The following is a 24405-nucleotide window of genomic DNA, read 5'->3' as shown; positions in this document are numbered from 1 at the left end:
GTCCCCGAAATCGCAGCCAGCTCCGCATCCGGAAGCGCTGCACAAAGGGGTAAACACTATATGCGCAATCACGCATATACGAATATATTGGACGGCATGGACGAGATGGATCGCGTGTTCGAGAAAGTGTCGGGGTATTTCAGTCTGCTGGCGGAACCCACCAGGCTGAAGATCCTGCACGCCCTGTGCGATGGCGAGAAGCCGGTTGGCACCGTGGTGGAAACGGTGGGCTCTTCGCAGACCAATGTCTCGCGGCATCTCACCGCGATGTACCGCGCGGGCGTGCTGTCGCGCCGCAAGGAAGCGAACCTCGTGTTCTACGCCATCGAGGACGAGAGCGTGATTGAGCTGTGCCGCACGGTTTGCGTGCAGGTGGCCAGCCGGCTGGAAGACAGCGCCTTGCCCGCAGGCATGGTCGACCGCTTCATGCCGCAGGCCGCACCGGCGCCGCGCCGCCGTAGCCGCTAAGGCAAGGCGCGTACCAGGGCGCAGGGCAACCGCATTCACGTTCGCACGCAGGTTGTACGGCGGCAGCCCGCATCCGCGGGCGCTGGCCGATAACAGGTTGGCCGACGGCGCTTGCGTGCCGGACGAGCGGACCGGAGGAGACCGCAGTGCCGGAACAGATCCGCCCCGGGCGCATCGTGCGAGCGCCGGAGCATTTCGTTAGCGCATCATTGCAGCAGGACATCGCGCAGCATGGCCTGGGCACGCCGGACAGCCCGCGCCGCGACTTCCTGCGCAAGAGCTTCCTGGGCGCCGCGGCCGCGCTGGCCGCCGGTGCCGGCGGCAGGACGCGCGCAGCGGAAAGCGCCGGCGACGACGCCATCCTCACGCCGCAACCCTGGGCCACCACGCTGGGCCAGGCGGTTGCCGCACACCCCTACGGCCAGCGCTCCGCCTACGAGAAAAACCTGGTGCGGCGCGAGTCGCCGGGGCTGACCCGCGTGTCCGCCGCTTCTGTTTCCTTCGCGCCGCTGCAAGGCTTCTTTGGCATCATCACGCCCAACGGGCTGCACTTCGAGCGTCATCACCAGGGCTGGCAGGACATCGATCCGGCCCGCCACCGCCTGATGATCAATGGCCTGGTGAAAGCGCCACGCGTCTACACCATGGACGATCTGATGCGCCTGCCGGCGGTGTCGCGCATGCACTTCATCGAGTGCGGCGCCAACACCGGCATGGAGTGGGGCAACGTGGCGGTGCCCACGGTGCAATACACCCACGGCATGCTGTCCTGCTGCGAATTCACCGGCGTGCCGCTCAAGGTCCTGCTCGACGATGCCGGCGCCGACTTCAAGCGCGGGCACTACCTGCTTGCCGAAGGCGGCGACGGCTCGGGCATGACGCGCACCATCCCGATGGCGCTGGCCGACGAGATCATCGTCGCATGGGGCATGAACGGCGAGATGCTGCGTCCCGAGAACGGCTATCCGCTGCGGCTGGTGGTGCCCGGCGTGCAGGGCGTGTCGTGGGTCAAGTGGCTGCGCCGGCTGGAGCTGGGCGACCAGCCGTGGAACACCAAGGACGAGACCGTGCACTACGTCGACATGATGCCCGACGGCATGCTGCGCCAGTACACCTCGATCCAGGAATGCAAATCCGTCATCACCACGCCTTCGGGCGGGCAGCAGATGGTGGGCCGTGGCTTCTACAGCATCAGCGGCCTGGCGTGGTCCGGCCGCGGGCGGGTGAAGCGAGTGGATGTTTCCGTCGACGGCGGCCGCAACTGGCGCACCGCGCGGCTGGAGACGCCGGTGCTGTCCAAATGCCTGACGCGCTTCAACCTGGACTGGGTGTGGGACGGCGCCCCCGCCATCCTGCAAAGCCGCGCCATCGACGAGACCGGCTATGTGCAGCCCCGCATGGCGCAGCTGCGCGCGGTGCGCGGCACTCGCTCGATCTATCACAACAACGCCATCCAGAGCTGGCAGGTGGCCGGCAGCGGCGAGGTCTCCAATGTCCACGTTGATTAAGGCCGCCCGCGCCGCGCTGTTTGCCGCCGCCGTGGCGCTGGGCGGGCCGGCGTCGATGGCGGCGACGCCGGCCGAAGCCGCGCGCGCCGCGCTGGGCCGCACCGCGACGCCGGCCGAGGTCGGGGCATGGGACATCGATGTGCGTCCCGATTTCCAGGGCCTGCCCAAGGGCAGCGGCACGGTGTCGCAGGGACAGAAAATCTGGGATGGCAAATGCGCCTCGTGCCATGGCGATTTCGGTGAATCCAACGAGGTCTTCTCGCCCATCGTCGGCGGCACCACCGCCAAGGACATCAAGCGCGGACGGGTGGCTTCGCTGACCGGCAACCAGCCGTATCGCACCACGCTGATGAAAGTCAGCACCGTCAGCACGCTGTGGGACTACATCCACCGCGCGATGCCGTGGAACGCACCGCGCAGCCTGTCCGCCGACGAGGTCTACGCGGTCACCGCCTTCCTGCTCAACCTGGGCGATATCGTGCCGGCGGATTTCACGCTGTCGGATCGCAACATCGCCGTAGTGCAGCAGGCCATGCCGAACCGCAACGGCATGACCCTGCAACACGGCCTGTGGCCTGGGCTCCGCCAGCCGGATACGCGTAATACGGCGTGCATGAAGGATTGCGCGAGAACGGTGAAGGTGGCGTCGGCGATGCCGGCCTACGCGCGCGATGCCCACGGCGACCTGGCCGCGCAGCAGCGCACGGTGGGACCCACGCGCGGCGTGGCCATCGGAACCGCCGCGAGCGCGCCCGCGGCGGCCGCGCCGGACGAGAAGGCCGGCGCGAAGCTGGCCGGCCAGTACCAGTGCATGGCCTGCCACGCCACGGACCGCAAGCTGGTTGGCCCAAGCTTTGCCGAGATCGCGCGCAAGTACAAGGGGCAGGAAGTGCGGGACACGCTGGCTCACAAGATCAGGGCGGGCGGGCAGGGCGCCTGGGGCAGCATGCCGATGCCGCCCCAGGCGCAGATTCCCGATTCCGACCTGCGCACCGTGGTGGGGTGGATTCTTGAGGCAAAATAGCGGACTGGCCGCCACCATGCCCCGTGGCGCGGCCAGCGCGCCGCCGCGCCGGCCAGCCATCCGGCATGGCGGGCAGCGAGCGGCCTATCGCCGTCCCCACGGCACTTCAAAGTTCGGAGCAATATCCATGAAGCAGTTTGTCATCGCAACGCTGATGCTGGCTTGCGCCGCCTCGGCCAACGCTGCAGTCGATGCCGCCAAGGCCCAGGAAATCGCCAACAAGAACGCCTGCATGGGCTGCCACCAGGTCGACAAGAAGCTGGTCGGCCCCGCCTACAAGGATGTGGCGGCCAAGTACAAGGGCGACAAGAACGCCCTGGCAACGCTGACCAAGAAGGTCAAGAGCGGCGGCGCAGGCGTCTGGGGCCCGGTGCCGATGCCCGCCAATGCTGGCTTGAGCGATGCCGACCTGAAGACGGTCGTGGAGTGGGTGCTGGCAGGCGCCCCGGCAAAGTAAGGCACCCAGGGCACGCCCTGCCCGGACCGGGTTACGGCTTCGGGACCCAGGGGGCGCCGGTGGCGCCTCTCGCTGAAGGGCGGCAATGCACCGCCCACTGCCGTGCCGGAAGGCGCGGCAGGCCAATAAACCAGGCCGGTACGCAAAACGCAGGAGAAGAGGAAACAATGCATTCAAAACGACGAGACGTATTGCGGGTCACTTCCGTGCTCGCGCTGATGGCCGCCACCGGCCTGATCAGCAAAGCGCAGGCAGCGGAGTGGAACAAGACCGCCTTCGACGGCAAGAGCGTGGCGGACGTCATCAAGGCGCTCGGCGGCAGCGGCACCGAGAAGAGCACCGCCATTGTCTTTACCGCCCCCGACATCGCCGAGAACGGCGCCGTGGTGCCGGTCGCGGTGACCAGCAATATTCCTGGCACTGAGCAGATCGCCGTCCTGGTGGAAAAGAATCCCAATACGCTGGCAGCGGATTTCACCATCCCCGCCGGCACCGAGCCCTTCGTCTCCACGCGAGTGAAGATGGGCCAGACCTCGATGGTGTACGCCGCCGTCAAGGCCGGCGGCAAATGGTATGTGGCGTCCAAGGAAATCAAGGTGACGCTGGGCGGTTGCGGCGGCTGAGGCCACGCTCCCATCCCCCCACGCGGATTTCCCGCCCCACCATTACCTGAAAGAGGAAAGAACATGGCAGACCCGATGCGCGTACGTGCCGCCGAGAATGGCGGCGTGGTCGACGTCAAGATCCTGATGAAACACGACATGGAAACTGGCCAGCGCAAGGACGCGGCCGGCAAGACCATTCCGGCCTGGCATATCCAGAGCGTGACGGCGCAGTGCAAGGGCAAGGACGTATTCCAGGCCCAGTTCGGCCCGGCCGTGTCCAAGGATCCCTTCCTGAACTTCAAGTTCAAGGGCGGCGCCAAGGGCGACAAGGTCACGGTGACCTGGATCGACAACCGCGGCGACAAGCGGACCGACGAAGCCACCATTTCCTGACCGGAGCAGGTACGGGCCTGGCCGAGCGGGCGGCCGCATCCTCTGCTATGGTTCAGGTCGAATGTCGGACCCGGGCTGGCGCATGTTGCGCGCAGGGGTGCGACCGGAAGGATAGGAATCATGCGGCGAGCATTCATTCGAGCAACGGCGGCCCTGGCCGCGATCGGCTTGTCGGCCAAGGCTGCGGCGCAAGCGGCACCGGCGGCCGCCGGCAAGGGCGGGCGCGTCAAAGTGGTCTACCAGTTGTCCGAAGGCACGGACCAGGCGGTGCGCGCCATGGCCAACCTGCGCAACCACCTGAACGCCGCGCCGGACACCAGGATCGTGGTGGTGGCCTTCGGCTATGGCGTGGATTTCATCGTGGAAGGCGCGCGTGACGCACGCGGCAATACGTTCGAGGCGGCGGTCGGCGCGCTGGCCAGTTCCGGCGTCGAGTTCCGCGTCTGCCGCAACACGCTGACGGCGCGCAAGATCCCCGAGTCCAGCCTGCTGATGGAAGCCAAGGTCGTACAGGCGGGCGTGGTCGAAGTGGCCAGGCTGCAGTTTGATGAAGGCTATGCCTATATCAAGCCGTAAGTAGCATCCGCGCGGGAGCCTGCGCAAACCGGGTGCCGCGCAACGGGAAGACAAGCAATAAGACCGGCCCGCACGGCCTGGCGCCACATGGCGGCAGGCTTCCGAGGCCCCGAGGAGAAGCCCCATGAAATCGATCAGACGCCGCCACACGGGCGCCGCGCTGGCGCTGGCCGGCACCGTGGCGCTGGCCGCCGCCGCCGTGCACGCCCAGGGCAGCACCGCCGAGGAAATCGCCAAGTACCGGCAGATGCTCGCCGAGGGCAATCCCGCCGAGCTGTGGGAGGCCGCCGGCGAAGAACTCTGGAAAAAACCCGCCGGCCCCAAGAACGCCTCGCTCGAACAATGCGACCTGGGCAAGGGCTCCGGCGTGACCAAGGGCGCCTACGCCGAACTGCCGCGCTACTTCAAGGACACCGGCCGCGTGATGGACCTGGAGCAACGCCTGGCCTATTGCCGCGTGACGCTGCAGGGCCTGACCCAGGAAGAAGCGCTGAAGAACCCCTTCGCCTCCACCGGCAAGCCGTCCGACATCGAGCGCCTGGTGGCCTTCCTGACCGGCGAGTCGCGCGGCGTGAAGATGAACGTGCAACTGGCCCATCCCGAAGAGAAGCGCGTATATGCCCTGGGCCAGAAGATGTTCTTCTACCGCGGCGGCGCCTACGACTTCGCCTGCGCCACCTGCCACGCCGTTGATGGCCAGCGCATCCGCCTGCAAGAGCTGCCCAATCTGCTGACCCAGCAAGGCGCCCAGGCTGCCTACACCACGTGGCCGGCCTACCGCGTCTCGCAGGGCGAGGTGCGTTCGATGCAGCACCGCCTCTACGATTGCCTGCGCCAGCAGCGCTTTCCCGAGCCCGCCTATGGTTCCGACGTGATCACGGCGCTGAGCCTGTTCCTCGCCAGGAATGCCAACGGCGGCACGTATGACGGTCCGGCCATGAAGCGCTGAGCAAGGGAGAGCACAGATGAAACAAGCGCGTAGATACACACAAAGCACGCTCGCCGCGGTCACGTTTGCCCTGCTGGCCTGCGTGGGCATGGCTCACGCGGAGGACAAGCCGGCCAGGGCCGCGAAGCCTGCCAAGGGCGCCGCCGTCAGCGACGCCGACATGAAGAAGCTGATCGAAAGCTCCTTCACGTCCAAGGGTCCCGCCACGGTCGAAGGCGTGCTCGATCGTGACGCCATGCAGAAGGCGTGCAGCGACTACCCGGACCGCTCCAAGGTGCCGGCGGCGGTGGCCAGGAAAATCGAAGCCGCCGAGTTCAAGCAGATCAAGTACCCCGCCGACAAGCAATGGCTGGGCGACTGGAAGGAAGGCGAGAAGACCGCCCAGAACGGCCGCGGCATGCAGTTCTCCGACGCCGTCGGCGGCGTCAACGGCGCGAACTGCTACGCCTGCCACCAGATGACCAAGGCCGAGATCTCCTTCGGCAATATCGGTCCCTCGCTGTACCAGTACGGCAAGCTGCGCGGCGATTCGGAAGCGGTGCTCAAGTACACCTGGGGCAAGATCTGGGATTCCAGCGCCTTTGCGGCCTGCTCCAACATGCCGCGCTTCGGCCACAAGGGCATCCTCACCGAGCAGCAGATCCGCGACGTGATGGCGTTGCTGCTGGACCCGGCCTCGCCGGTCAACCAGTAAGGCACCGCGATGGCGACCGGCGGCATGGCCATCAACTTCCGGCGGACGCTGCTGCTCGCGGCGCTCGCCTGGAGCGGCGCGGCCGCGGCACTGGAGGTGGGCGACACCGTGCGCCTGCCTGCGGTGCAACTGCTCGACGGCCGCACCATGCCTGCCGCCCAACTGGCCGGCAAACCACTGGTGCTGGAGATCTGGGCATCGTGGTGCCCCTTCTGCGCGCTGCAGAACCCGCGCCTGCAGAAGCTCTATGACAGCACCGGCGGCGCGCGCGGCGGACTGGGGGTGCTGGCGGTAAGCATCGACCGCGATCCGAAGGAAGCCGCCGCCTACATGGCGAAGCGCGGCTACGCCTTCCCCGCCGCCATGGACACGCCCGCGCTGCGCGCCGTGCTCGGCAAGCGCAAGGGCCTGCCCGAGCTGTACGTGATCGACGCCGACGGCAAGGTCGTGCAGAAGGAGGTCGGCGAGATGCTGGAAGAAGAAGTCGCGGCACTGGCGAAGTACGCCAGACCAACGCCGAAGTAGCCGCATTCGGCCACGAGACGCCGGGTCACCGCTGCCCGATACCGGCGCATGCAATCCACTGGAAGAAACGATGAACCGACGCGAGTTCCTGCAGGTGCTGGCCATTGCCGGCGCCGGCGGCATGACCTTTCCCGCCACCGATGCACAGGCCGCGCAGGCCGCAGGCAAGCTCTATGACGTGCCGCGCTTCGGCAATGTGCACCTGCTGCATTTCACCGATTGCCATGCGCAGCTGCGGCCGCTGTATTTCCGCGAGCCCAATGTCAACCTCGGCGTGGGCGACTACGCGGGCAAGCCGCCGCACGTCGTCGGCCAGGCCTTCCTGCGCCACTACGGCATCGCGCCAGGCAGCGCGCAGGCGCATGCCTTCACCTATCTCGATTTCACGGAAACCGCGCGCCGCTACGGCAAGGTCGGCGGCTTCGCCCACCTCGCCACGCTCATCAAGCAACTCAAGGCCGGCCGGCCCGGCGCGCTGCTGCTCGACGGCGGCGATACCTGGCAGGGCTCGGCCACCGCGCTGTGGACGCGCGGGCAGGACATGGTCGACGCCGCGCTCGCCCTCGGCGTGGACGTGATGACCCCGCACTGGGAAATGACGCTCGGCGCCGAGCGCGTGACCGAGATCGTAGAGCGCGACTTCAAAGGCAAGGTCGCCTTCCTCGCGCAGAACATCAAGACCAACGACTTCGGCGATCCCGTCTTCGACCCCTACGTGATCCGCGAGATGAACGGCGTGCCGGTCGCCATCATCGGCCAGGCCTTTCCCTACACGCCGATTGCCAACCCGCGCTACTTCACGCCCGACTGGACCTTCGGCATCCAGGAAGAAAACCTGCAGCAAGTCATCGACCAGGCGCGCGGCAAGGGCGCGCAGGTCGTCGTGCTGCTGTCGCACAACGGCATGGACGTGGACCTCAAACTCGCCTCGCGCGTGCGCGGCCTCGACGCCATCCTCGGCGGCCACACCCACGACGGCATGCCCGCGCCGGTGGCGGTCAGGAACGCCGGTGGCACCACGCTCGTCACCAACGCTGGCTCCAACGGCAAGTTCCTGGGCGTGCTCGACTTCGACGTCAAGGGCGGCAAGATCGGCAGCTTCCGCTACCGCCTGCTGCCCGTCTTCGCCAACTACCTCGCCGCCGATCCTGCCATGGACGCGCTGATCGCCAAGGTACGCGCGCCGTACGAAAAGCAGCTCGGCGAAGTGCTCGCCCGCAACACCGGCCTGCTGTACCGCCGCGGCAATTTCAACGGCACCTTCGACCAGCTGATCCTCGACGGCCTGATGGACGTGCAGGGCGCCGAGATCGCGTTCTCGCCCGGCTTCCGCTGGGGAACCACGCTGTTGCCGGGCCAGGCCATCACCATGGAACACCTGATGGACCAGACCGCCATCACGTACCCGCACACCACCGTCACGGCGATGAGCGGGGAGACCATCAAGACCATCCTCGAAGACGTGGCGGACAACCTGTTCAACCCGGATCCCTACTACCAGCAGGGTGGCGACATGGTGCGCGTGGGCGGGCTGCAATACGCGATTGACCCCACCGCCGCGATGGGCCGGCGCATCACCGACATGCGGCTCAAGGGCCAGCCCATCGACGCCGGCAAGACCTACAAGGTGGCCGGTTGGGCGCCCGTGTCGGAAGACGCCCGCCAGAGCGGCAGCCCCCCGATCTGGGACCTGATGGCGCAGTGGCTGCGCACCTCCGGCGAGGTCACGGCACGCCCGCTGAACGTGCCGACCGTGCGCGGAATGACCGGCAACGCAGGCATGGCGGCGTGATTGATATGCTGGCGAAAACTGGGCTACAATCAGCCGTCACGGGCCGATAGCTCAGCTGGGAGAGCGCTGCGTTCGCAATGCAGAGGTCGGGAGTTCGATCCTCCTTCGGTCCACCAGGAACATTTCCAAAGTAGTCCGGAAAAAGCCGGGAAGCCCTATGTAGATAGGGCTTCCCGGCTTTTTTTGTTTCCTGGATCGGCCGGCGTAATCGTGGCGGAGGCAGACGGCCGCTCGTGGGTTGCGCACCTATCCAACGGCTTCGCGGCCTACCGCGCGATCTTTCCGAAGGGGCACGCCGGCGGTGACATCGAACGGACCAAAACCATGACCAGACACTCATCGCCCGGAGGCAAAAAAGAGTCAGAGTCTGACACTACCCTGCGCGCTCTGCCGACAACAAACCAGGCAAGGCAGACGCCCCAGCGGTTGGAAGATATCGTGCGCATCGCGTGCCGTTCTAGCCGGCGCTTCTGAAGCGCCGGCAACCTGAAATCCTCGAACGGATTTCTGCGGCCCGGCGCAATGCGGCCGCGCCGAGTGCGCCAGGTTCGGAGCCAGGATGCTGCCGGTAGCCCCGAGGGGCGCCCACACTCCCTCACTGCCCCTGCGGCCTTCTGGACTTCTGCGAGACCGGGATCACCGATGGTCCCGCGACTACAGGTGCCGGCGCGGATGGCGCCGGAGAGGCCTGGAGCTGGCTGCCAATGGTACTTGGCACACGCATGGTCGCGATGCCTTCGGATTCGTGCAGCGCCTGGCCGTTGTCATAGCCGGTGGAGACGGCTTCGAGGTAGCCTGGCATAAACGTTTGCTCGGGCGTGACCACTGACTTGGCCGGCGCGGCGGGCTGCGCGTATGCCACGCAGTTGACACATAGCGCGAGCACGCGAATCAGCAGGACGCCTCTCCGCAGCTTGCGCACGGCGCCCCGCACTGGCGAGTTGGTGCGGCTCTCTCGTGGTTCATAGCAATGGATCTTCATGACGGTTCTCCGAAGGAGCGGATGCTCCGGGTGGGAAGGCGAGCTTCGGCGCCGCGCTCGAAGCTGTTAACCGCATGGACCATGCCATCCCCTGAATGGCGGAAATAGCGTATACGCCGCCACTTTCTCGCTCAGGGTGTTGGGTGAATGCAGACAGGCGTGCCTGCCAATGTGGGGCCTAGCGCAACATGCGTTGCGCTAGGCGTGGGCGAATCCCTCGGCCTGTGGATAACTGCGCAAAACCCTGGGGATAAGCAGGCAGGAAAGCTGTGCCCCGGTTGGGGGCGGGTTGTGGGGCGTATACGTACAACTTCGAGGCGGTTTTTGCGCGCCACGTATACGTAGCCGGGATATCCCGTGAATTCAGGGTAATCCCGAGGACTTATCTTGTTCTCAAGCCCTTGAATAGAAAGGGGAAAACAGGCTTATCCACGGAAAACCGGGCCGTTTACCTACTACTACTATATTGGTATACGTAAACAATATAGAAAGACAGAAGGCAACCGTTGCGGATTACGTATACGCGGTTCGCTTTTGGTTCGCTGCGTCACGCGTATACCTTCGGCGTATCGCACCGCCGACGTTAACCCGTCCCCTCAGCGCGGCACCTTGAATGACTTTCTCGCCAGCAGAGCTTCCTCGCGAGTCGAGCAGCCTTCCATATGATCGTTAACCAGGCCCATGGCCTGCATCAGCGCATACATCGTGGTGGGACCGACAAAGCGCCACCCGCGCTTCTTCAGGTCCTTGGACAGCGCCGTCGATTCGGGCGAGACGGCCATGGTGCGCAGCACTTCGGGCGTCAGCAGCGCTGGCCGGCTGGCGGGATCTGGCTCGAAGCGCCAGAAGTAGGCGGCCAGCGACGGCTCCGTCTCCAGCAGTTCGCGGGCGCGTTGCGCGTTGTTGATGGCCGCCTCGATCTTGCCCCGGTGCCGCACGATGCCGGCGTCGCCGAGCAGGCGCTGGATATCGCGCTCGCCGAAACGCGCCACCTTGTCGATCTCAAAGTTAGCGAAGGCGCGGCGGAATGCCTCGCGCTTGCGCAGGATGGTCAGCCAGCTCAGCCCCGCCTGGAAGCCTTCCAGGCATAGCTTCTCGAACAGGCGGCGGTCGTCGTCGACCGGAAAGCCCCACTCGCTGTCGTGGTAGTGGCAATAATCCTCAAGGGTGCCGCACCAGCCGCAGCGCGCGCGCTCCGCCTGTACGGCTTTCCCGGCCACCTTTTTCGCTGCCTTTTTTGCCACGCTGTTGTCTGCTGCCATGGATGCGTTCTCCTTCGATCCGCCATCTTAAAGCGACTTGCGCGGCATGTCCCGCCCGCACGGACGCACGATGCGTTTGCTACGATGCCGGCCGTGAAGAACGATTTTCTTGAGGACTGACATGGACAAACGACTGGCGACCATCGAAGAAGACGGCTGGCAGCTCGACGACGGCGAAGTCATCGGCGAGGCGCACCCGGAGACCTTCTGGGTGCCGCCGCTGGAAGCCCGGCAGGCGCTGCAGCCCGGCCAGATGGTGAAGCTGATCTTTCGCATCGTCACCACGGACGAGCAGGACCGCGACGAGCAGCACGTGGAGCGCATGTGGGTGGTTGTCACCGGGCGCGAGGGGGATCTCTACAGCGGGGAACTCGACAACCAGCCCTACTGCACCGAGGAGATGGAACCCGGCATGCCGCTGTGGTTCGAGCCGCGGCACGTGATCAACATCCATAGCGACGAAGAATGACCGCCGGCCGGCATAGCTGAGATCGCCTGACGATGTCGACCTCGCGCTACACTGGGCGCGCATGATTTAGGCGGTTCCCCGTGCCGGCAAACGCAGTATCGGCGCCACCGGCCGCCGTCTTCTCCAACCTTTCTAGGCGAAATGTCATCTGATGCGTTGGATATTCGCGGTGATTGGCTTGCTGCTCGGGGCCGCGGCAGCCGGATTTGGCGGTGCCCTGACGGGCGCGATACTGGGCTTCGGCTTTGGCTGGATGATCAGCGACCGGCCCGCGCGGCCACGTCCCGATGGCGAGACACAGGGCGCGCCGGAGGCGCCTTCGCTCGCGGCTCGCGTGGCGCGCCTCGAGCAGGAGCTGGCCACGCTCAAGCGCGAGATGGCGCAGTTGCGCGGCGAGACCTCGGCGATGCCGCAGCAGGCTGATGCAGTGGAAGGTACGCCAGCGGCGCACGGATTCCCGGCATTCGAACCGGGATCAGCGGAAGGCCCGGTGGCGGCCGCAACGGCGATGCCCGAGCCGGCGTTCGCCCCGGCGGCCAGCTTGCCGGCACCATCCCCTTTTGTGCAGGCCCCGGTTCCTGCCCCCACGGCATCCGCACCGATCTCCGTCGCCGCCGCGGACCAGCCCGCGCCGCACGTGGAACCCCCGCTCTCGTCCGCATTCGCCCCGCAGGAGCCCGATTTCATCGAACGCGCGGTGTCCGCCGCGCGCGGCTGGCTGCTAGGCGGCAACAGCGTGGTACGGGTCGGCATCCTGATCCTCTTCTTCGGTGTGGCCTTCCTGCTCAAATACGCCTCCGACAATGCCATGCTGCCGGTCGAATTCCGGCTGGCGGGCGTGGCTGCCGGCGCGGTCGCGCTGCTGGCGGCGGGCTGGCGGCTGCGCGAGCGGCGCGCTGCCTATGCGCTGGTGTTGCAGGGCGGCGGCGTGGGCGTGCTGTATCTGACCGTGTTCGCCGCCACCAAGCTCTACGGCCTGCTGCCGGCCGCGGCGGCCTTCCCGCTGATGGTGGCCATCTGCGCGCTCGCCGGCGGCCTGGCGGTGCTGCAGAACGCTCCGGTGCTGGCATTGACCGGCAGCGCGGGTGGCTTCCTCGCCCCGGTACTGATTTCCACTGGCGGTGGCAGCCATGTGATGCTGTTCAGCTACTACGCGCTGCTCAATGCCGGCATCTTTGCCATTGCCTGGTTCCGGGCCTGGCGCCAGCTCAACCTGCTGGGCTTTGCGTTTACCTTCGGCATCGGCACGGCGTGGGGCGCGCTCAACTACCGGCCTGAACTGCTGGCTACCACCGAGCCGTTCCTGATCCTGTTTTTCCTGATGTACACGGGCATCGCGCTGCTCTACGCGTTGCGCCGGCAGGTCAGCCTCAAGGACTACGTCGACGGCACGCTGGTGTTCGGCACGCCGCTGCTGGCGATGGGCCTGCAAGCCGCGCTGGTGCGTCATATTCCTTTTGCCATGGCATGGAGCGCGGTGGCGCTCGCAGCGTTCTATCTCGGCCTGGCCGCGTGGCTGTCGGCGCGCCGCGATCGCCTGGGCATGTTGTTCGAAGCCATGCTGGCACTGGGCGCGATCTTTGCCACGCTGGCCGTGCCGCTGGCCTTCGACGGGCGCACCACCAGCGCGGTGTGGGCGGTGGAGGGCGCCGCCGTGGTGTGGGTGGGCGTGCGCCAGCAGCGCCGCCTGGCGCTGGCGTCCGGGCTGCTGCTGCAACTGGCGGCCGGCGTGGCTTTCGCGGCGGGCAGCCTGTTCGAGGCCACGCCACTGGCGTGGCCAGTGCTGAACGGCCGCTACGTGGGCACGCTGCTGCTGGCGGTGTCCGGTGTTTTCAGCGGCTGGCGCCTGCATGGGCGGCCAGAGGCGCGCGCCTGGTTCGCGCCATCCGCGCCGCTGGGCCTTGCCGCCGCAGCATGGGGCCTGTTGTGGTGGCTGGGCGGTGGCGTGGTCGAGATCCATCACTGGTACGACGTGCTCGACTGGGCCGTGCGCGCGCTGCTCGCCACGCTGGCGCTGTTCGCGGTGTTGAGCGCGTGGCTGGCGCACCTGGCGCGGCGCGTGCTGGCATGGCCGCTGGCCGGCAAGCCTGCGCTGGCCATGACGCCGGTGCTGGCTATCCTGGGCGTGCTCAGTTGCGCGATCTGGTCGGCGTCGCCGCTGCACGGCATTGGCGCGCTGGCCTGGCTGCTGATCTTTGGCGCGGCCTTGCTGTTGCTGTGGCGGCAGCAGGGCGATGAACGCGATGCCGTGCTGGCGCCCATGCATGCGCTGCTGTTCTGGACGCTGTGCGCGCTGCTTTCCACCGAAGCCTACTGGCGGCTGCGCGCCTACGTGCCGGAGGGCGCGTGGAGCTGGAGCGCCTGGGCCTATGGCTATGGCGGGCCGCTGGCGCTGCTCTCGGCCTGGGGCTGGCGCCTGCGCTGGCCGGTGGCGCGCTTCGCGCGGGCCTACCTGCTGTGGGGCGCGCTGCCGCTGGCGGCGCTGCTGTGGCTGTGGAGCCTCGCCAGCGTGGCCAGCGATGGCGACGCCGCGCCGTTGTTCTACCTGCCGCTGCTCAACCCGCTCGACGTCGCCCAACTGCTGGCCATGCTGGCGGTGGCGCTGTGGCAGCACCGGCTTGCCGCGCTGGGCCTGGCAACGCGGCCGCGCGTGCTCGAGTATGCCGCCTCCGCCACCGTGTTCCTGTGGTGCAACGCGATGCTGCTGCGCACGCTCCATCACTGGACCGGCGTGCCGTACACGCTGCAGGACCTGGGCGGCTCGACGCTGGTGCAGGCTTCGCTGTCGGTGTTCTGGACCGTGCTGGCGCTGATTGCCATGGTGGTGGCCACCCGGCGCGGCACGCGCGCGCTGTGGTTTATCGGCGGCGCGCTGCTGGGCCTGACTGTGGTCAAGCTGTTCCTGTTCGACCTGTCCTTCGTCAAGGGTATCGAGCGGATCATCTCGTTTATCGGCGTGGGCGTGCTGCTGTTGCTGATCGGTTACTTCTCGCCCTTGCCGCCGAAGGCCAAGGAGGCCACTTGATGCCGGTTTTCTCCAAGGCTGGCGCGCGCGACCTGGCAGCGCTCCCGGTCCTGCTGGCGGCGCTGCTGCTGTCGCCACTGGCCCGGGCCGAGCGCTTCACGCTGGCCACCGAGGGCGTGGCGGCCTACTACGCTGTGACCCTCGACGCCGATGTCTACGCCCATAGCGCGCGGCCGGGGCTGGCCGACCTGCGGGTGCGCAACGGCGCCGGCGAATTGCTGCCCTATGCGCTGGACTTGCCGCCCGAGCCGGCGGCCGAGGTGCGTACGCTGAGCGACGTGCCCTGGTTCGCGCTGCCGGCGCTGGCGCAGCGCCAGGCCGCGCCCATGGGCGTGGTGATCGGCACCGACGGCGCGCTGCGGGCGGCCAGTCCGCAACCGGCCGCCGCCAGCGCCGGGGCATGGCTGCTGGACCTGAGCAAGCTGCGCGAGGACGCCGCCGCGGTGGTGATCGGGCTGCCGGACGGCGAATACCAGGGCGCGGTGGACGTCGCCAGCAGCGACGACCTGCAGCATTGGCAGGCCGTGGGCAGCGCGCAATTGCTGCGGGTCAGCCGCGCGGGCAGCGTGCTCAGCCAGGACCGGGTCGCGCTGGGGCGCTTGCGGGCGCGTTACCTGCGCTTGCAGTGGCAGGGCGTGCCGCCGGCGCCGGCGCGCGTGCAGGTGGAGACCGTGGCGGCGGGCACGCCGCCGCCGCTGGCGCTGCAATGGCGCGAGAACATCGCCGCCACGCAGGCCCAGGCTGGCGGCGACTACGTGTTCGACACCGGCGGGCGCTTCCCCGCCGAGCGGGTGCGCATTCGCCTGCCGCAGCCCAATACGGTGGTGCAGGCGACGCTGTGGTCGCGGCCCGACGCGGAGTCGGCCTGGCGCATGGTGAGCAGCGGGCAGCTCTACTGGCTTGCCGGTGCGGGCGGTGCGGAGCAGGAGAGCGAACCGCTGGCGATCGGGCGCAATGCCGACCGCCTGTGGCGCCTGAGCGTGGATGCGCGCGCCGGCGGCCTTGGCAGCGGCATGCCACTGCTAGCGCTGGGCTGGCGTCCCGCCGTGGTGACATTTGTCGCGCGTGGCGCGGCGCCGTTCTCGCTGGCGGTGGGCGAACCCGCGGCGCAGCCGCGGGAGCCCGGGCCGGTCGCGCGTGCCGAGTTGCTGGCCGGTCCGGCACCGGTCATCGCCAAGGCGCGGATTGCCGGCATGAACGCGTCGCCGCGGTCCGCCGCGGCGCCCGCCGACGCCCAGCGCAAGCGGCGCCTTGTCTTGTGGGGCGCGCTGCTGCTGGCGGTGGGCGTACTGGGCGCAATGGCCTGGCGCTTGTTGCGGACGCTGGGCGCGCCAGCCGCGCCGCCGCAGGAGCGGGACCCGCCGGCGTCCTGAGCGCCCGTGCCAGACAATGAAAAAGGCCAACCGGGTGGTTGGCCTTCTTCGTTTTTCGTCGTCGCCGGCCGGAGCAAATCCGCCGGCGGGGCCGGGTTACTGCAAGGGCTTGCCAGTACGGTCGTGCATGAACAGCAGCGCGACAAAGCTCACCACGGCAGCGGCGATCACGTAGTACGCGGGCGCCAGCTTGCTGCCGGTCGACGCGATCAGCCAGGTCACGATCAGCGGGGCAAAGCCGCCGAAGATGGTCACGGCGAAGTTGTAGGCGAGCGACAGGCCGGTCGAGCGGACCTCGGTCGGGAACTGCTCTGCCAGCACCGCCGGCGCCGGGCCGGTGAAGGCCGCCAGCAGGATGCCGAGGATCACCTGGACCATCAGCAGGGTCTGGGTGGTCGGCGAGACGTTGAGCCAGTGAAACAGCGGGTAGGCCAGCACGCCGATGATCAGCGCCACGGTACCCAGCATGCGCTTGCGGCCCAGGCGGTCGGAAAGCATGCCCATCAGCGGGCACAGCACCAGGATGATGGCGCCGCACAGGGCGGTCGACTGGAAGGTCGCGCCCAGCGGAAGGCCGAGTTGCTGCTTGGCGTAGGACGGCATGTAGAACACCAGCACATAGGTGCACACCGTCCACAGGATGGTCACGCCCAGGCCGGCCAGCACTTCACGCGGATGGTCGCGCAGCACTTGCGTCAGCGGGGAGAACTTGACGTTGCTGGCCTTGCGCTCCGCGCGGCGCGCCTCGAAGGCGGGCGGCTCTTCCAGGTGCGAGCGGATATACATGCCGACCGGGCCGATCAGCAGGCCGAACAGGAACGGGATGCGCCAGCCCCAGGCATCGATCTGCTCCGGCTCCAGGCCGTTGATCACCAGCGCGCCCATGGCCGCGCCCAGCATGAAGGAAATGCCCTGGCTGGCCTGCTGCCAGCTGGCGTAGACGCCGCGCTCCTCGTCGGGCGCGTGCTCGATCAGGAAGGCGGTGGCGCCGCCAACCTCGCCGCCGGCCGAGAAGCCCTGGATCAGGCGGGCCAGCACGATCAGCGCCGGCGCCCACAGGCCGATCGACGAATAGGTGGGCGCCAGGCCGATGATGGCCGTACCGAGCGCCATCATCAGGATGGTCAGGGTCAGTGCCGCCTTGCGGCCCACGCGGTCGGCATAGACGCCTAGCACAATGGCGCCGACCGGGCGCATGAAGAAGCCTACGCCGAAGGTGGCGACGGTCAGCAGGAAGGAAGTGAGGTCATTGCCGGTGGGAAAGAACAACTTGGCAATGATCAGCGCGAAGAAGCTGTAGACGGTGAAGTCGAACCATTCGAGGCCGTTGCCGATGGTGGCGGCAAGAATCGCCTTCCGTCGCTGGGATCTGGATATTTCGTGAAATTGAGGTGTTGCAGCGGTGGCTTGCATGATCCGTTTGATGCAATGAGAAATCGGCGGAGGGCTTGGCCCGGGACGGCACGTGTGCCCTGAAAGGCAGAATAGTAAGCGATTCTTTAATTAACAGCGGGAACGGCGACTGGCGCCGGTGTTCTTTGTGTCCGGCCTGTGCCGCGCCCGCGCGTGTGGCGGCGGATGCACCGCCTTGTTCCGGGAAGCGGTCAGATCAGGCTGCCGGACGCTTCCTGTACCGCTTTGGCCAGCGCCTCGGCCACGGCCCGCACGCGCGGCGAGCGCCGCACGTCAGGGTGTACCGCCAGCCAGATATCACGCCGCAGGGCCGCATCCGGCGGCATCATGCCGAACAGGATAGGGTCGTCGCGCGCTAGGAAATGCGGCAGTACTGCCAGGCCCAGCCCGGCGCGGCAGCCTTGGTGCAGGGTGGCGAGATCGTTGGCGTGCATCACAAAGGGCCGCTCGCCGGCCAGGCGTTCCAGCCAGCGCTGCTGCGGTACCTCGCGCAAGGATTCGCCGTAGCCGAGGAAAACCCAGGCATCCTGGGGCAGCCCGAGCCAGCCGTGGCCGCCATAAAGGCCGTAGCCCATTTCCCCCAGCTTGCGCGCCGCCAGCCCCGGCTGCTGCGGCCGCGACAGCCGCACAGCCAGGTCGGCCTCGCCGCGATGGAGATCGGCGGCGCGCGCTTCGCCCGTCAGGTCTAGCACGATCCCTTGCCACTGCGGGCGCAGCGCGGCTAGGCGGGGTACCAGGAAATGGCTCCCGAAAACAGGGGGTACCGATAGCCTGACGGTGCCCTCCAGAGTGCTGGCGCCCAGTGCGGCCCGGCCAAAGGCAAGCGCCTCCTCCTCCATCCGTCCCGCGTGGGCGAGCAAGTCTTCGCCTTCGGCCGTCAGCGGCCAGCTGCGCGGCAGCCGGTCGAACAACCGCACGCCCAGCCTGGTTTCAAGGCCTTGCACGCGTCGGGCTACCGTGGAGTGTTCCACGTGAAGCACTCTGGCCGCGCCGGACAGGCTGCGCTGGCGGGCCAGCGCGAGGAAGTACCGCACGTCGTCCCAGTCCAGGGGAAGGCCACCTTGTTCTGTCGAATTTTGCACAATAAGCGCGAATGGTTCGGGAGTTCCGATCTATTTTGCACCGGGCTATCGTGATGCGAGTCGACTTTTCGACGCTACCTGCACGTTCAACGATTCGATACGCCATCTCGCGGAGTCCGCCATGACTGCCATCCCTTCACTTCAAGTGCGCCTGCATGCCCCCGGTGGGCGCGAAGCATTGCGCCTCGAAACCGTACCCGTCCCTGCGCCCGGCCCGGGCGAAATCCGGCTGATCCACACCGCCATCGGGGTGAACTTCGTCGATGTCTACCATCGCACCGGCCTCTACCCCTTGCCGGCACTCCCTGCCACGCTGGGCGTGGAGGGCGCGGGCATCGTGGAATCGGTGGGGCCTGGCGTCAGCGGCCTGTCGGAAGGCCAGCGAGTAGCCTATGCCGGCCCTCCGGCGGGTGCCTATGCCCGCGTGCGCAACTTGCCGGCCGAGCGCGCCGTGGCGCTGCCCGAGAGCGTGCCGGACGAGGCCGCCGCGGGCGCCCTGCTGCGCGGTATGACGGCGCACATGCTCTATAGCCGGGTGCGCCCGCTGCGCGCTGGCGACAGCGTGCTGGTGCACGCGGCGGCGGGTGGCCTGGGCCTGGTGCTGGTGCAGTGGGCGCGTGCGCTGGGCGCGCGCGTGATCGGCACCGTCGGCAGCGAGGCCAAGGCGGCGCTGGCGCTGGCGCACGGCCTGGAGCGCGCGGTACGTTATCGTGAAGCGGATTTCGTTGCCGCCGCGCGCGAATTCGGTGGCGGCGACGGGGTTGACTTCGCCATCGATGGCATCGGCGCCGACACGCTGGCGCGCACCCTGGCAGCGGTAAGGCCTTATGGCATGGTGGCCAGCATCGGTCAGGTTGGCGGCGACAGCGGGCCGCTGGACCTGGCCGCGCTGGGGCCGGCCAGGTCGATTGCGCTGTCCCGGCCGGGCGTGTTCCGCTTTATGGCCGATCTGGCGCGCTACCGCGAAGGCGCCCAGGCCACGCTCACGCGGCTGGAGGCCGGCCTGAAAGTGGAGATCGGCGCTCGCCTGCCACTGGTCGAGGCCGCCGAGGCGCATCGCCGGCTCGAAGCCGGCGAGACTTCCGGCTCCCTGTTGCTGCTGCCATGACCGGCGCCGCATTGCCATCGCCAAGCCTGGCCGGGATTGGACAACCTTTGGAGCGTTCCATGCTGTACCTGATCTTGTTGCGCTACCGCGCGCCCCTGGAAGAACTCGATCGCTACCTGGCGGCACACCGCGACTTCCTTCACCGCCACTATGCTGCTTCCTGCTTTCGGGCCGGCAGGAGCCGCGCGTGGGCGGCGCCATCCTGGCACGCGGGACAAGCCGCGAGGAGGTGGCGGGCTGGCTGGCCGAAGACCCCTTCCATCGGGAAGGCCGGGCCGACTACGAGACGATTGCCTGGGCGCCCGGACTGCGCGCGGGCGACGTGCCGGCGGCATGGGCACCGGATGCGGCGGTGGTGGAACGGGTCGTGGAGAACTAAGGTACTGAGGCGCGGACCGCGTCAAAGGCCAGCGTCGCGTGGCGGCGGGAAGGGGCGCTAGCTGACGTGCCGCCGCGGTGGCCTACCGGCTTTGGCTGGCCTGTCCACATTGGGTTGCTGTTGCGCGGCGTCTGGTTCGGGACGGTTTCGCGTGAGCCAGAGCCACAGCGCACTGGCTATCCAGCCAGCCACGAAAACCGTATCGCCGCAATGGTTGAGCAGCACGGCCGCGCCTGGTGCATTGAACAGGTCGGCCAGCCAGGTGGCGGGCAGGCGGGCTGCGATCCAGAGGAGCACAGCCGGTCCACTTGCATACACGCCTGGCTGCCACCAGTTTGCATGGGGCAGCAAGGGCCTGTGGGCTGTGCGCTTGACCACGGTGTTCTCCAGCCTGACGCGCTTCGTGGCGCATCGTATCCATTTGTTGCGGGGTTTGGCCCCGGCTCGCGCGGATAACGACTCGCATCACGCAACGGGACAGCACCTCGTGTTGGAATCATAAGCCGATTGCCCACAGCGTGTCTGAATCTTTAAAGCGTTGTGTGGGCCACCCCACACCCGACGGCGGCAGGGTTGCGGCGCAATGCGGCGGGCGAGTGCGGTGCAGCGAATTCGCTTCAAGTTTTTTGATGGAGGTATCCGCAAACGCCTACCGCCGGGGGCGGCAAGTTTTGTCACACTCAATACCGTTATCCAAAGGAATTGAGAGCCGACATCATGCTCCCCGCCATCTACATCTCACACGGCTCCCCCATGCTCGCGCTCGAGCCGGGCCGGAGCGGCGCCGCGTTCGACGCCCTCGGCGAAGTGCTGCGCCAGCGCAAGCCGCGCGCGGTGCTGATCGTCTCGGCGCACTGGATCTACAGCACGCTGGTGGTCGGCACCCGGCAGCGGCAGGAGGCCTGGCACGATTTCGGCGGCTTCCCGCGCGCGCTCTACGAACTGCGCTACGACGCACCCGGCTCCCCGGCGCTGGCCGACCGCGTCAAGGCGCTGGTGGAGGCTGCGCACGTTCCCGGCGCGGCGGTGGTGCTGCAGGACGACGAGCGCCCGCTGGACCATGGCGCGTGGATGCCGATGCGGCACTTCTTCCCGGATGCCGACGTCCCCGTGGTGCAACTGGCATTGAATCCGTATCTCCCGCCGGCGGCCCAGATCGGGATCGGGCGTGCGCTTGCGCCCCTGCGCGACGAAGGTGTGCTGGTGCTTGGCTCGGGCAGCTTTACCCACAACCTGCAGGAAGTCTTCGGCACCGGGGGCCGGCGCGAGCAGCACGGCTCGCCTGTCGAGCCCTATGTGGAGTCTTTCCGCGGCTGGATGATCGAGGCACTGGACGAGGCGCTCGCCAGCGGCGACACCACGCGCATTGCGGACTATCGCGCGCAGGCGCCGTATGCCCGCCGCGCGCATCCCACCGACGAGCACTTGCTGCCGTTCTTCGTGGCGCTGGGCGCGGCGCTGGGGCCGCATGAAGGAGCGCCGGCGCAGAAGAAGCTGCCGGCGGGTGTAGCACGGGTGGCCGACGATGTGACCTACGGCGTGCTGGCGATGGATACCTTCGTGTTCGAGGGCGTGGGCTCGGAACAGATCGCTTTGACCGGCGCGGCGGCCTGAGCCCGCGGGACGCTGCTACCCTTTGCGGGCGGACAGGTAAGGGCGCGCCAGCCGGGCGCCCGCCAGGGCGATCCAGCCCATTGTGAGGGCGACCACGCCCAGCCCATATTGCAGGCTGCTCGCGTGGGCCACGCCACCGATCATCACCGGCCCCAGCAGCAAGCCGACATACGCAAAGCGCGCCACGCGCGCGATCGCCTCGGCCGGCGCCACGCCCGGCAGCCGCGACGCCGCCACGAAGAAGATCGGCACCATGTTGGCCGCGCCCAGGCCCATCAGCGCAAAGCCGGTCAGGGTCGCCACCGGCGCGGGCCACAGCAGCGCCAGCATGATGCCCACGAACGCCACCCAGGCACTGCCTCCGAGCGTGCGCGCGTCCGACCAGCGCGCGCGCAGGCGGTCGCCGCCAAAGCGGCCGCAAGCCATGCCGCCGGAAAAGGCGGCATAGCCGGCGCTGATCCAGGCGTCGGGCGCCAGCGTCACCTCCCGCATATAGACGCTGGACCAGTCGTACATCGCCCCTTCGCCAACCAGCCCCAGGAAGGCCATCAGGCCCAGCAGCCAGAGCGCGCGAACCGCATGCGCGCGGTGGTGCGCGGAAGGCGACGGCACCGGATGGTCATCCAGCAGCCACGGTGCCACGCCGGCGGTAACCGCCGCCGTCAGCGCCGCCATGCCGATGGCGTGCGCCAGCGGCGGCACGCCCAGGCCCAGCAGTACGCCGGCAACGGCCGCGCCTGCCATGCCGCCCAGGCTGAACATGCCGTGCAGCGCCGACATGACGGGCCGCGCGCGGCTGGCCTCCACCGTGGCGGCCTGCGCGTTCATGCCCACGTCGAAGGCCGCGTTGGCCATGCCGAAGGCGATCAGCGCCGGGATCAGCAAGGCAAACTGCGGCATGGCGAGAAGGGCGGCGGTGGCGATTGCATAGACCAGGCCGCTGCGCCGGCAGGCGCTGGCGCTGCCCACGCGCGCCACCCAGCGCCCCACCGGCCCCATCGCGGCGATGGCGCCCCCGGCCACCGCCAGCATGGCCAGGGACAGCACGGCATCCGACAGTCCGAAGCGGGCCTTGATGGTGGGGATATGCACGCCCCAGGTGGCGAAGGTGGCGCCGTTGACGAAAAACAGCGCCATGGTGGCGCGCGCGGCGTGCTCCACGCGGCGCGCGCCGACCGGGGCAATGGCCGGAGCGGCGGAGGAGGGCGAAGGCGGCCGGGTCAGATTGCTGGAAGTGGAATCGGGCATGGATGCGGCGGGCATCTCCGGCCACGCGCGGTGGCGCCGAGGTGTCCTGGCGGGCGCTGCAGGGTAGTCGAGCCCCGCATCGTCGCATATCGGTGCGTCGGGCGCATGACCGTACCGCCCAGGCCCGTTGCCCGCCGCTGCGTTCCTAGGCCGCCGCGGCGTGGCTGGATGTACGCAGCAGGCCGCGCCGGTGCAGCGCGAACCCGAAGGCAGCCAGCGCCGTCAGCGCCAGGGCCACCATCACCCACAGCATCAGCCAGTAACCGCCCGCGGCCCGCCACAGCAAGGCGCCCAGCCAGGGGGCGGCGGCCTGCATCAGCAGCACCGGCGTCATCATCAGCCCGTTGAGCGTGGCGTAATGGTGGCGCGAGATCAGCTCCGGCATGGCCATGGCGCGCAGCATGGTGTTGATGCCGTTGGCGCAGCCGTAGAGCACTGCGGCCAGCATCAGCCACTTGCCGTAGCCGAGGGCAAAGCACAGCAGCCCCACGCTCATCACCACGTACACCGGCAGCGACAGCCGCAGCGGGTGGCGCACGGGGAAGCGCATCATCACCAGGCGGCCGAACACCTGGGCCGGTCCGATCAGTGCGGCCACCACCAGTTGTTCGCCCAGCGGCAGGCCTTTTTCGGTCAGCAGCGGGATCAGGTGGGCGCCAAGCAGCGAGGCGATCACCGACAGCGCGGTGAAGGCCAGCACCACGGCCCAGAACACCGGCTGTCGCAAGGCCATATGCGCAATACCGGGCTGCGCCGCGTTCTCCAGCGGGGCCGGCGCCGGGGCGGCGGCATAGGAGGCATGCGCCACGTAGCGCAGGCGCGCATGCAAGGGCGCGCAGACCAGCAGGTTGAGCCCGGCGAAGCACAGCAGCGTTTCGCGCCAGCCCAGATGCAGCACCAGCCATTGCGCCAGCGGCACGAAGATGGTGCTGGCAAAGCCGGCCATCAGCGTGACGGTGACGATGGACTTCTGGTAGCCGTCGCCAAAGGCCTGGCGCAGCACCACGAAGGCGGGCTCGTACAGGGTGGTCGCCATGGCCAGCCCGAGCGGTATCCACATCAGCAGGAAGGCCGCCCGGTTCGGGCTCCACGCCCACAGCAGCAAACCGCAGCCCGCCAGCACCGATCCCGCGCACATCACGATGCGCGCCTGCACGCGGTCAAGCAGCCGGCCCACGGCAAACGAGCACATGGCCCAGACCAGCAGGCCCAGCGAATAGCCGCCGGCGAGGAAGGGTTTGGAGTAGCCCAGCGTCGCGCTCATCGGGGCGATAAAGACGGTGAAGGCAAAAAACATCGTGCCCCAGGAAATGGTCTCGGTGATGCCGAGGGTCCAGACCAGCTGACGTGGCGAGATGGGGGACCTGCCGGGAGAAGCTTCGTGTCTTGTCATTGCGCGCCTGGACGCGGTCGTTGCCGCTGTGCCGGGGACCGCCGTGGAGGGGGGCGGATGGCGCGA

Annotated in this window: 24 protein-coding genes and 1 tRNA gene; 18 read left to right on the top strand and 7 right to left on the bottom strand. The window is 68.1% G+C overall.

Going from position 1 to position 24405, the window contains the following annotated elements; translation table 11 throughout:
- Nucleotides 1-60: 60 nt before the first annotated feature.
- The 12 genes from ACZY0R_RS35785 (at nt 61) to ACZY0R_RS35730 (ending at nt 9107) form a co-directional block, all read left to right on the top strand.
- Nucleotides 61-468: an ArsR/SmtB family transcription factor gene (locus ACZY0R_RS35785; RefSeq protein ID WP_035873232.1), complete on the top strand. Its 408-nt coding sequence runs from the start codon at nt 61-63 to the stop codon at nt 466-468.
- A gap of 146 nt (nt 469-614) precedes the next feature.
- Complete coding sequence (gene soxC / locus ACZY0R_RS35780; RefSeq protein WP_488865131.1) at nt 615-1976, top strand: sulfite dehydrogenase; 1362 nt, start codon at nt 615-617, stop codon at nt 1974-1976.
- Nucleotides 1960-3000 (top strand): c-type cytochrome, encoded by a 1041-nt coding sequence (locus ACZY0R_RS35775; RefSeq protein ID WP_488865129.1) that lies wholly within the window; start codon nt 1960-1962, stop codon nt 2998-3000. The genes soxC and ACZY0R_RS35775 overlap by 17 nt, the downstream gene beginning before the upstream one ends.
- A 127-nt stretch (nt 3001-3127) precedes the next feature.
- On the top strand, nt 3128-3457 hold the full coding sequence (locus tag ACZY0R_RS35770; protein ID WP_035873236.1) for a c-type cytochrome: 330 nt from the start codon (nt 3128-3130) through the stop codon (nt 3455-3457).
- A gap of 167 nt (nt 3458-3624) precedes the next feature.
- Nucleotides 3625-4080 carry a thiosulfate oxidation carrier protein SoxY gene (gene soxY / locus ACZY0R_RS35765; protein WP_045239295.1) on the top strand — a complete coding sequence of 152 codons (456 nt, stop codon included), beginning with the start codon at nt 3625-3627 and terminating at the stop codon, nt 4078-4080.
- A 63-nt stretch (nt 4081-4143) separates the two neighbouring features.
- The gene (soxZ, locus tag ACZY0R_RS35760; protein ID WP_488865127.1) at nt 4144-4455 is read left to right on the top strand and encodes a thiosulfate oxidation carrier complex protein SoxZ; all 312 of its coding nucleotides are present in this window, start codon (nt 4144-4146) and stop codon (nt 4453-4455) included.
- Between the two features lie 120 nt (nt 4456-4575).
- On the top strand, nt 4576-5031 hold the full coding sequence (locus ACZY0R_RS35755) for a DsrE family protein (RefSeq protein WP_441632923.1): 456 nt from the start codon (nt 4576-4578) through the stop codon (nt 5029-5031).
- Nucleotides 5032-5155: 124 nt separating this feature from the next.
- The gene (soxA, locus tag ACZY0R_RS35750) at nt 5156-5980 is read left to right on the top strand and encodes a sulfur oxidation c-type cytochrome SoxA (protein WP_488865125.1); all 825 of its coding nucleotides are present in this window, start codon (nt 5156-5158) and stop codon (nt 5978-5980) included.
- A 16-nt stretch (nt 5981-5996) separates the two neighbouring features.
- Nucleotides 5997-6674, top strand: coding sequence for a sulfur oxidation c-type cytochrome SoxX (soxX, locus tag ACZY0R_RS35745; protein ID WP_488865123.1), 678 nt, complete (start codon nt 5997-5999; stop codon nt 6672-6674).
- 24 nt (nt 6675-6698) lie between these two features.
- The gene (locus tag ACZY0R_RS35740; RefSeq protein ID WP_488865121.1) at nt 6699-7199 is read left to right on the top strand and encodes a TlpA family protein disulfide reductase; all 501 of its coding nucleotides are present in this window, start codon (nt 6699-6701) and stop codon (nt 7197-7199) included.
- 70 nt (nt 7200-7269) lie between these two features.
- Nucleotides 7270-8991 (top strand): thiosulfohydrolase SoxB, encoded by a 1722-nt coding sequence (gene soxB, locus ACZY0R_RS35735; RefSeq protein WP_488865120.1) that lies wholly within the window; start codon nt 7270-7272, stop codon nt 8989-8991.
- A gap of 40 nt (nt 8992-9031) precedes the next feature.
- Nucleotides 9032-9107, top strand: a tRNA-Ala gene (locus ACZY0R_RS35730).
- Nucleotides 9108-9586: 479 nt separating this feature from the next.
- On the opposite strand, the gene ACZY0R_RS35725 is transcribed toward ACZY0R_RS35730, so the two are convergent.
- Together ACZY0R_RS35725 and ACZY0R_RS35720 are read right to left on the bottom strand one after the other, a co-directional pair.
- Nucleotides 9587-9973, bottom strand: coding sequence for a hypothetical protein (locus ACZY0R_RS35725; RefSeq protein ID WP_488865118.1), 387 nt, complete (start codon nt 9971-9973; stop codon nt 9587-9589).
- A gap of 596 nt (nt 9974-10569) precedes the next feature.
- Entirely contained in the window at nt 10570-11235 is a 666-nt protein-coding gene (locus tag ACZY0R_RS35720; RefSeq protein WP_488865116.1) for a DNA-3-methyladenine glycosylase I, read from the bottom strand.
- 121 nt (nt 11236-11356) lie between these two features.
- Between ACZY0R_RS35720 and ACZY0R_RS35715 the strand changes: the two genes are divergently transcribed.
- The 3 genes from ACZY0R_RS35715 to ACZY0R_RS35705 all read left to right on the top strand — a co-directional run bounded on the left by ACZY0R_RS35715 (nt 11357) and on the right by ACZY0R_RS35705 (nt 16102).
- On the top strand, nt 11357-11704 hold the full coding sequence (locus ACZY0R_RS35715) for a hypothetical protein (RefSeq protein WP_045239288.1): 348 nt from the start codon (nt 11357-11359) through the stop codon (nt 11702-11704).
- A 151-nt stretch (nt 11705-11855) separates the two neighbouring features.
- Nucleotides 11856-14729 (top strand): DUF2339 domain-containing protein, encoded by a 2874-nt coding sequence (locus ACZY0R_RS35710; RefSeq protein WP_488865114.1) that lies wholly within the window; start codon nt 11856-11858, stop codon nt 14727-14729.
- Entirely contained in the window at nt 14729-16102 is a 1374-nt protein-coding gene (locus ACZY0R_RS35705) for a DUF3999 domain-containing protein (RefSeq protein WP_488865112.1), read from the top strand. Before ACZY0R_RS35710 ends, ACZY0R_RS35705 begins: the two co-directional genes overlap by 1 nt.
- Before the next feature lie 96 nt (nt 16103-16198).
- Here ACZY0R_RS35705 and ACZY0R_RS35700 read toward each other — a convergent pair whose 3' ends face one another.
- Both ACZY0R_RS35700 and ACZY0R_RS35695 read right to left on the bottom strand, forming a co-directional pair.
- Nucleotides 16199-17515 carry an MFS transporter gene (locus ACZY0R_RS35700; RefSeq protein WP_488865110.1) on the bottom strand — a complete coding sequence of 439 codons (1317 nt, stop codon included), beginning with the start codon at nt 17513-17515 and terminating at the stop codon, nt 16199-16201.
- Nucleotides 17516-17706: 191 nt separating this feature from the next.
- Entirely contained in the window at nt 17707-18564 is an 858-nt protein-coding gene (locus ACZY0R_RS35695; RefSeq protein ID WP_488866367.1) for a LysR family transcriptional regulator, read from the bottom strand.
- Between the two features lie 154 nt (nt 18565-18718).
- Between ACZY0R_RS35695 and ACZY0R_RS35690 the strand changes: the two genes are divergently transcribed.
- Together ACZY0R_RS35690 and ACZY0R_RS35685 are read left to right on the top strand one after the other, a co-directional pair.
- Nucleotides 18719-19705, top strand: coding sequence for a quinone oxidoreductase family protein (locus ACZY0R_RS35690; protein ID WP_488865108.1), 987 nt, complete (start codon nt 18719-18721; stop codon nt 19703-19705).
- A 187-nt stretch (nt 19706-19892) separates the two neighbouring features.
- Complete coding sequence (locus ACZY0R_RS35685) at nt 19893-20084, top strand: YciI family protein (protein WP_488865106.1); 192 nt, start codon at nt 19893-19895, stop codon at nt 20082-20084.
- Nucleotides 20085-20141: 57 nt separating this feature from the next.
- On the opposite strand, the gene ACZY0R_RS35680 is transcribed toward ACZY0R_RS35685, so the two are convergent.
- Nucleotides 20142-20381: a hypothetical protein gene (locus ACZY0R_RS35680; RefSeq protein ID WP_414629430.1), complete on the bottom strand. Its 240-nt coding sequence runs from the start codon at nt 20379-20381 to the stop codon at nt 20142-20144.
- 420 nt (nt 20382-20801) lie between these two features.
- Between ACZY0R_RS35680 and ACZY0R_RS35675 the strand changes: the two genes are divergently transcribed.
- Nucleotides 20802-21698: a DODA-type extradiol aromatic ring-opening family dioxygenase gene (locus ACZY0R_RS35675; RefSeq protein ID WP_488865104.1), complete on the top strand. Its 897-nt coding sequence runs from the start codon at nt 20802-20804 to the stop codon at nt 21696-21698.
- A 15-nt stretch (nt 21699-21713) separates the two neighbouring features.
- Here ACZY0R_RS35675 and ACZY0R_RS35670 read toward each other — a convergent pair whose 3' ends face one another.
- Together ACZY0R_RS35670 and ACZY0R_RS35665 are read right to left on the bottom strand one after the other, a co-directional pair.
- On the bottom strand, nt 21714-22946 hold the full coding sequence (locus ACZY0R_RS35670) for an MFS transporter (RefSeq protein ID WP_488865102.1): 1233 nt from the start codon (nt 22944-22946) through the stop codon (nt 21714-21716).
- Between the two features lie 145 nt (nt 22947-23091).
- Nucleotides 23092-24339 (bottom strand): MFS transporter, encoded by a 1248-nt coding sequence (locus ACZY0R_RS35665; protein ID WP_488865100.1) that lies wholly within the window; start codon nt 24337-24339, stop codon nt 23092-23094.
- Nucleotides 24340-24405: the final 66 nt, after the last annotated feature.

It is taken from the genome of Cupriavidus sp. F041, assembly GCF_057814235.1.
The sequence above is the reverse complement of the archived record's forward strand: the minus strand, read 5'-3'. Positions and strand labels throughout refer to the sequence as shown.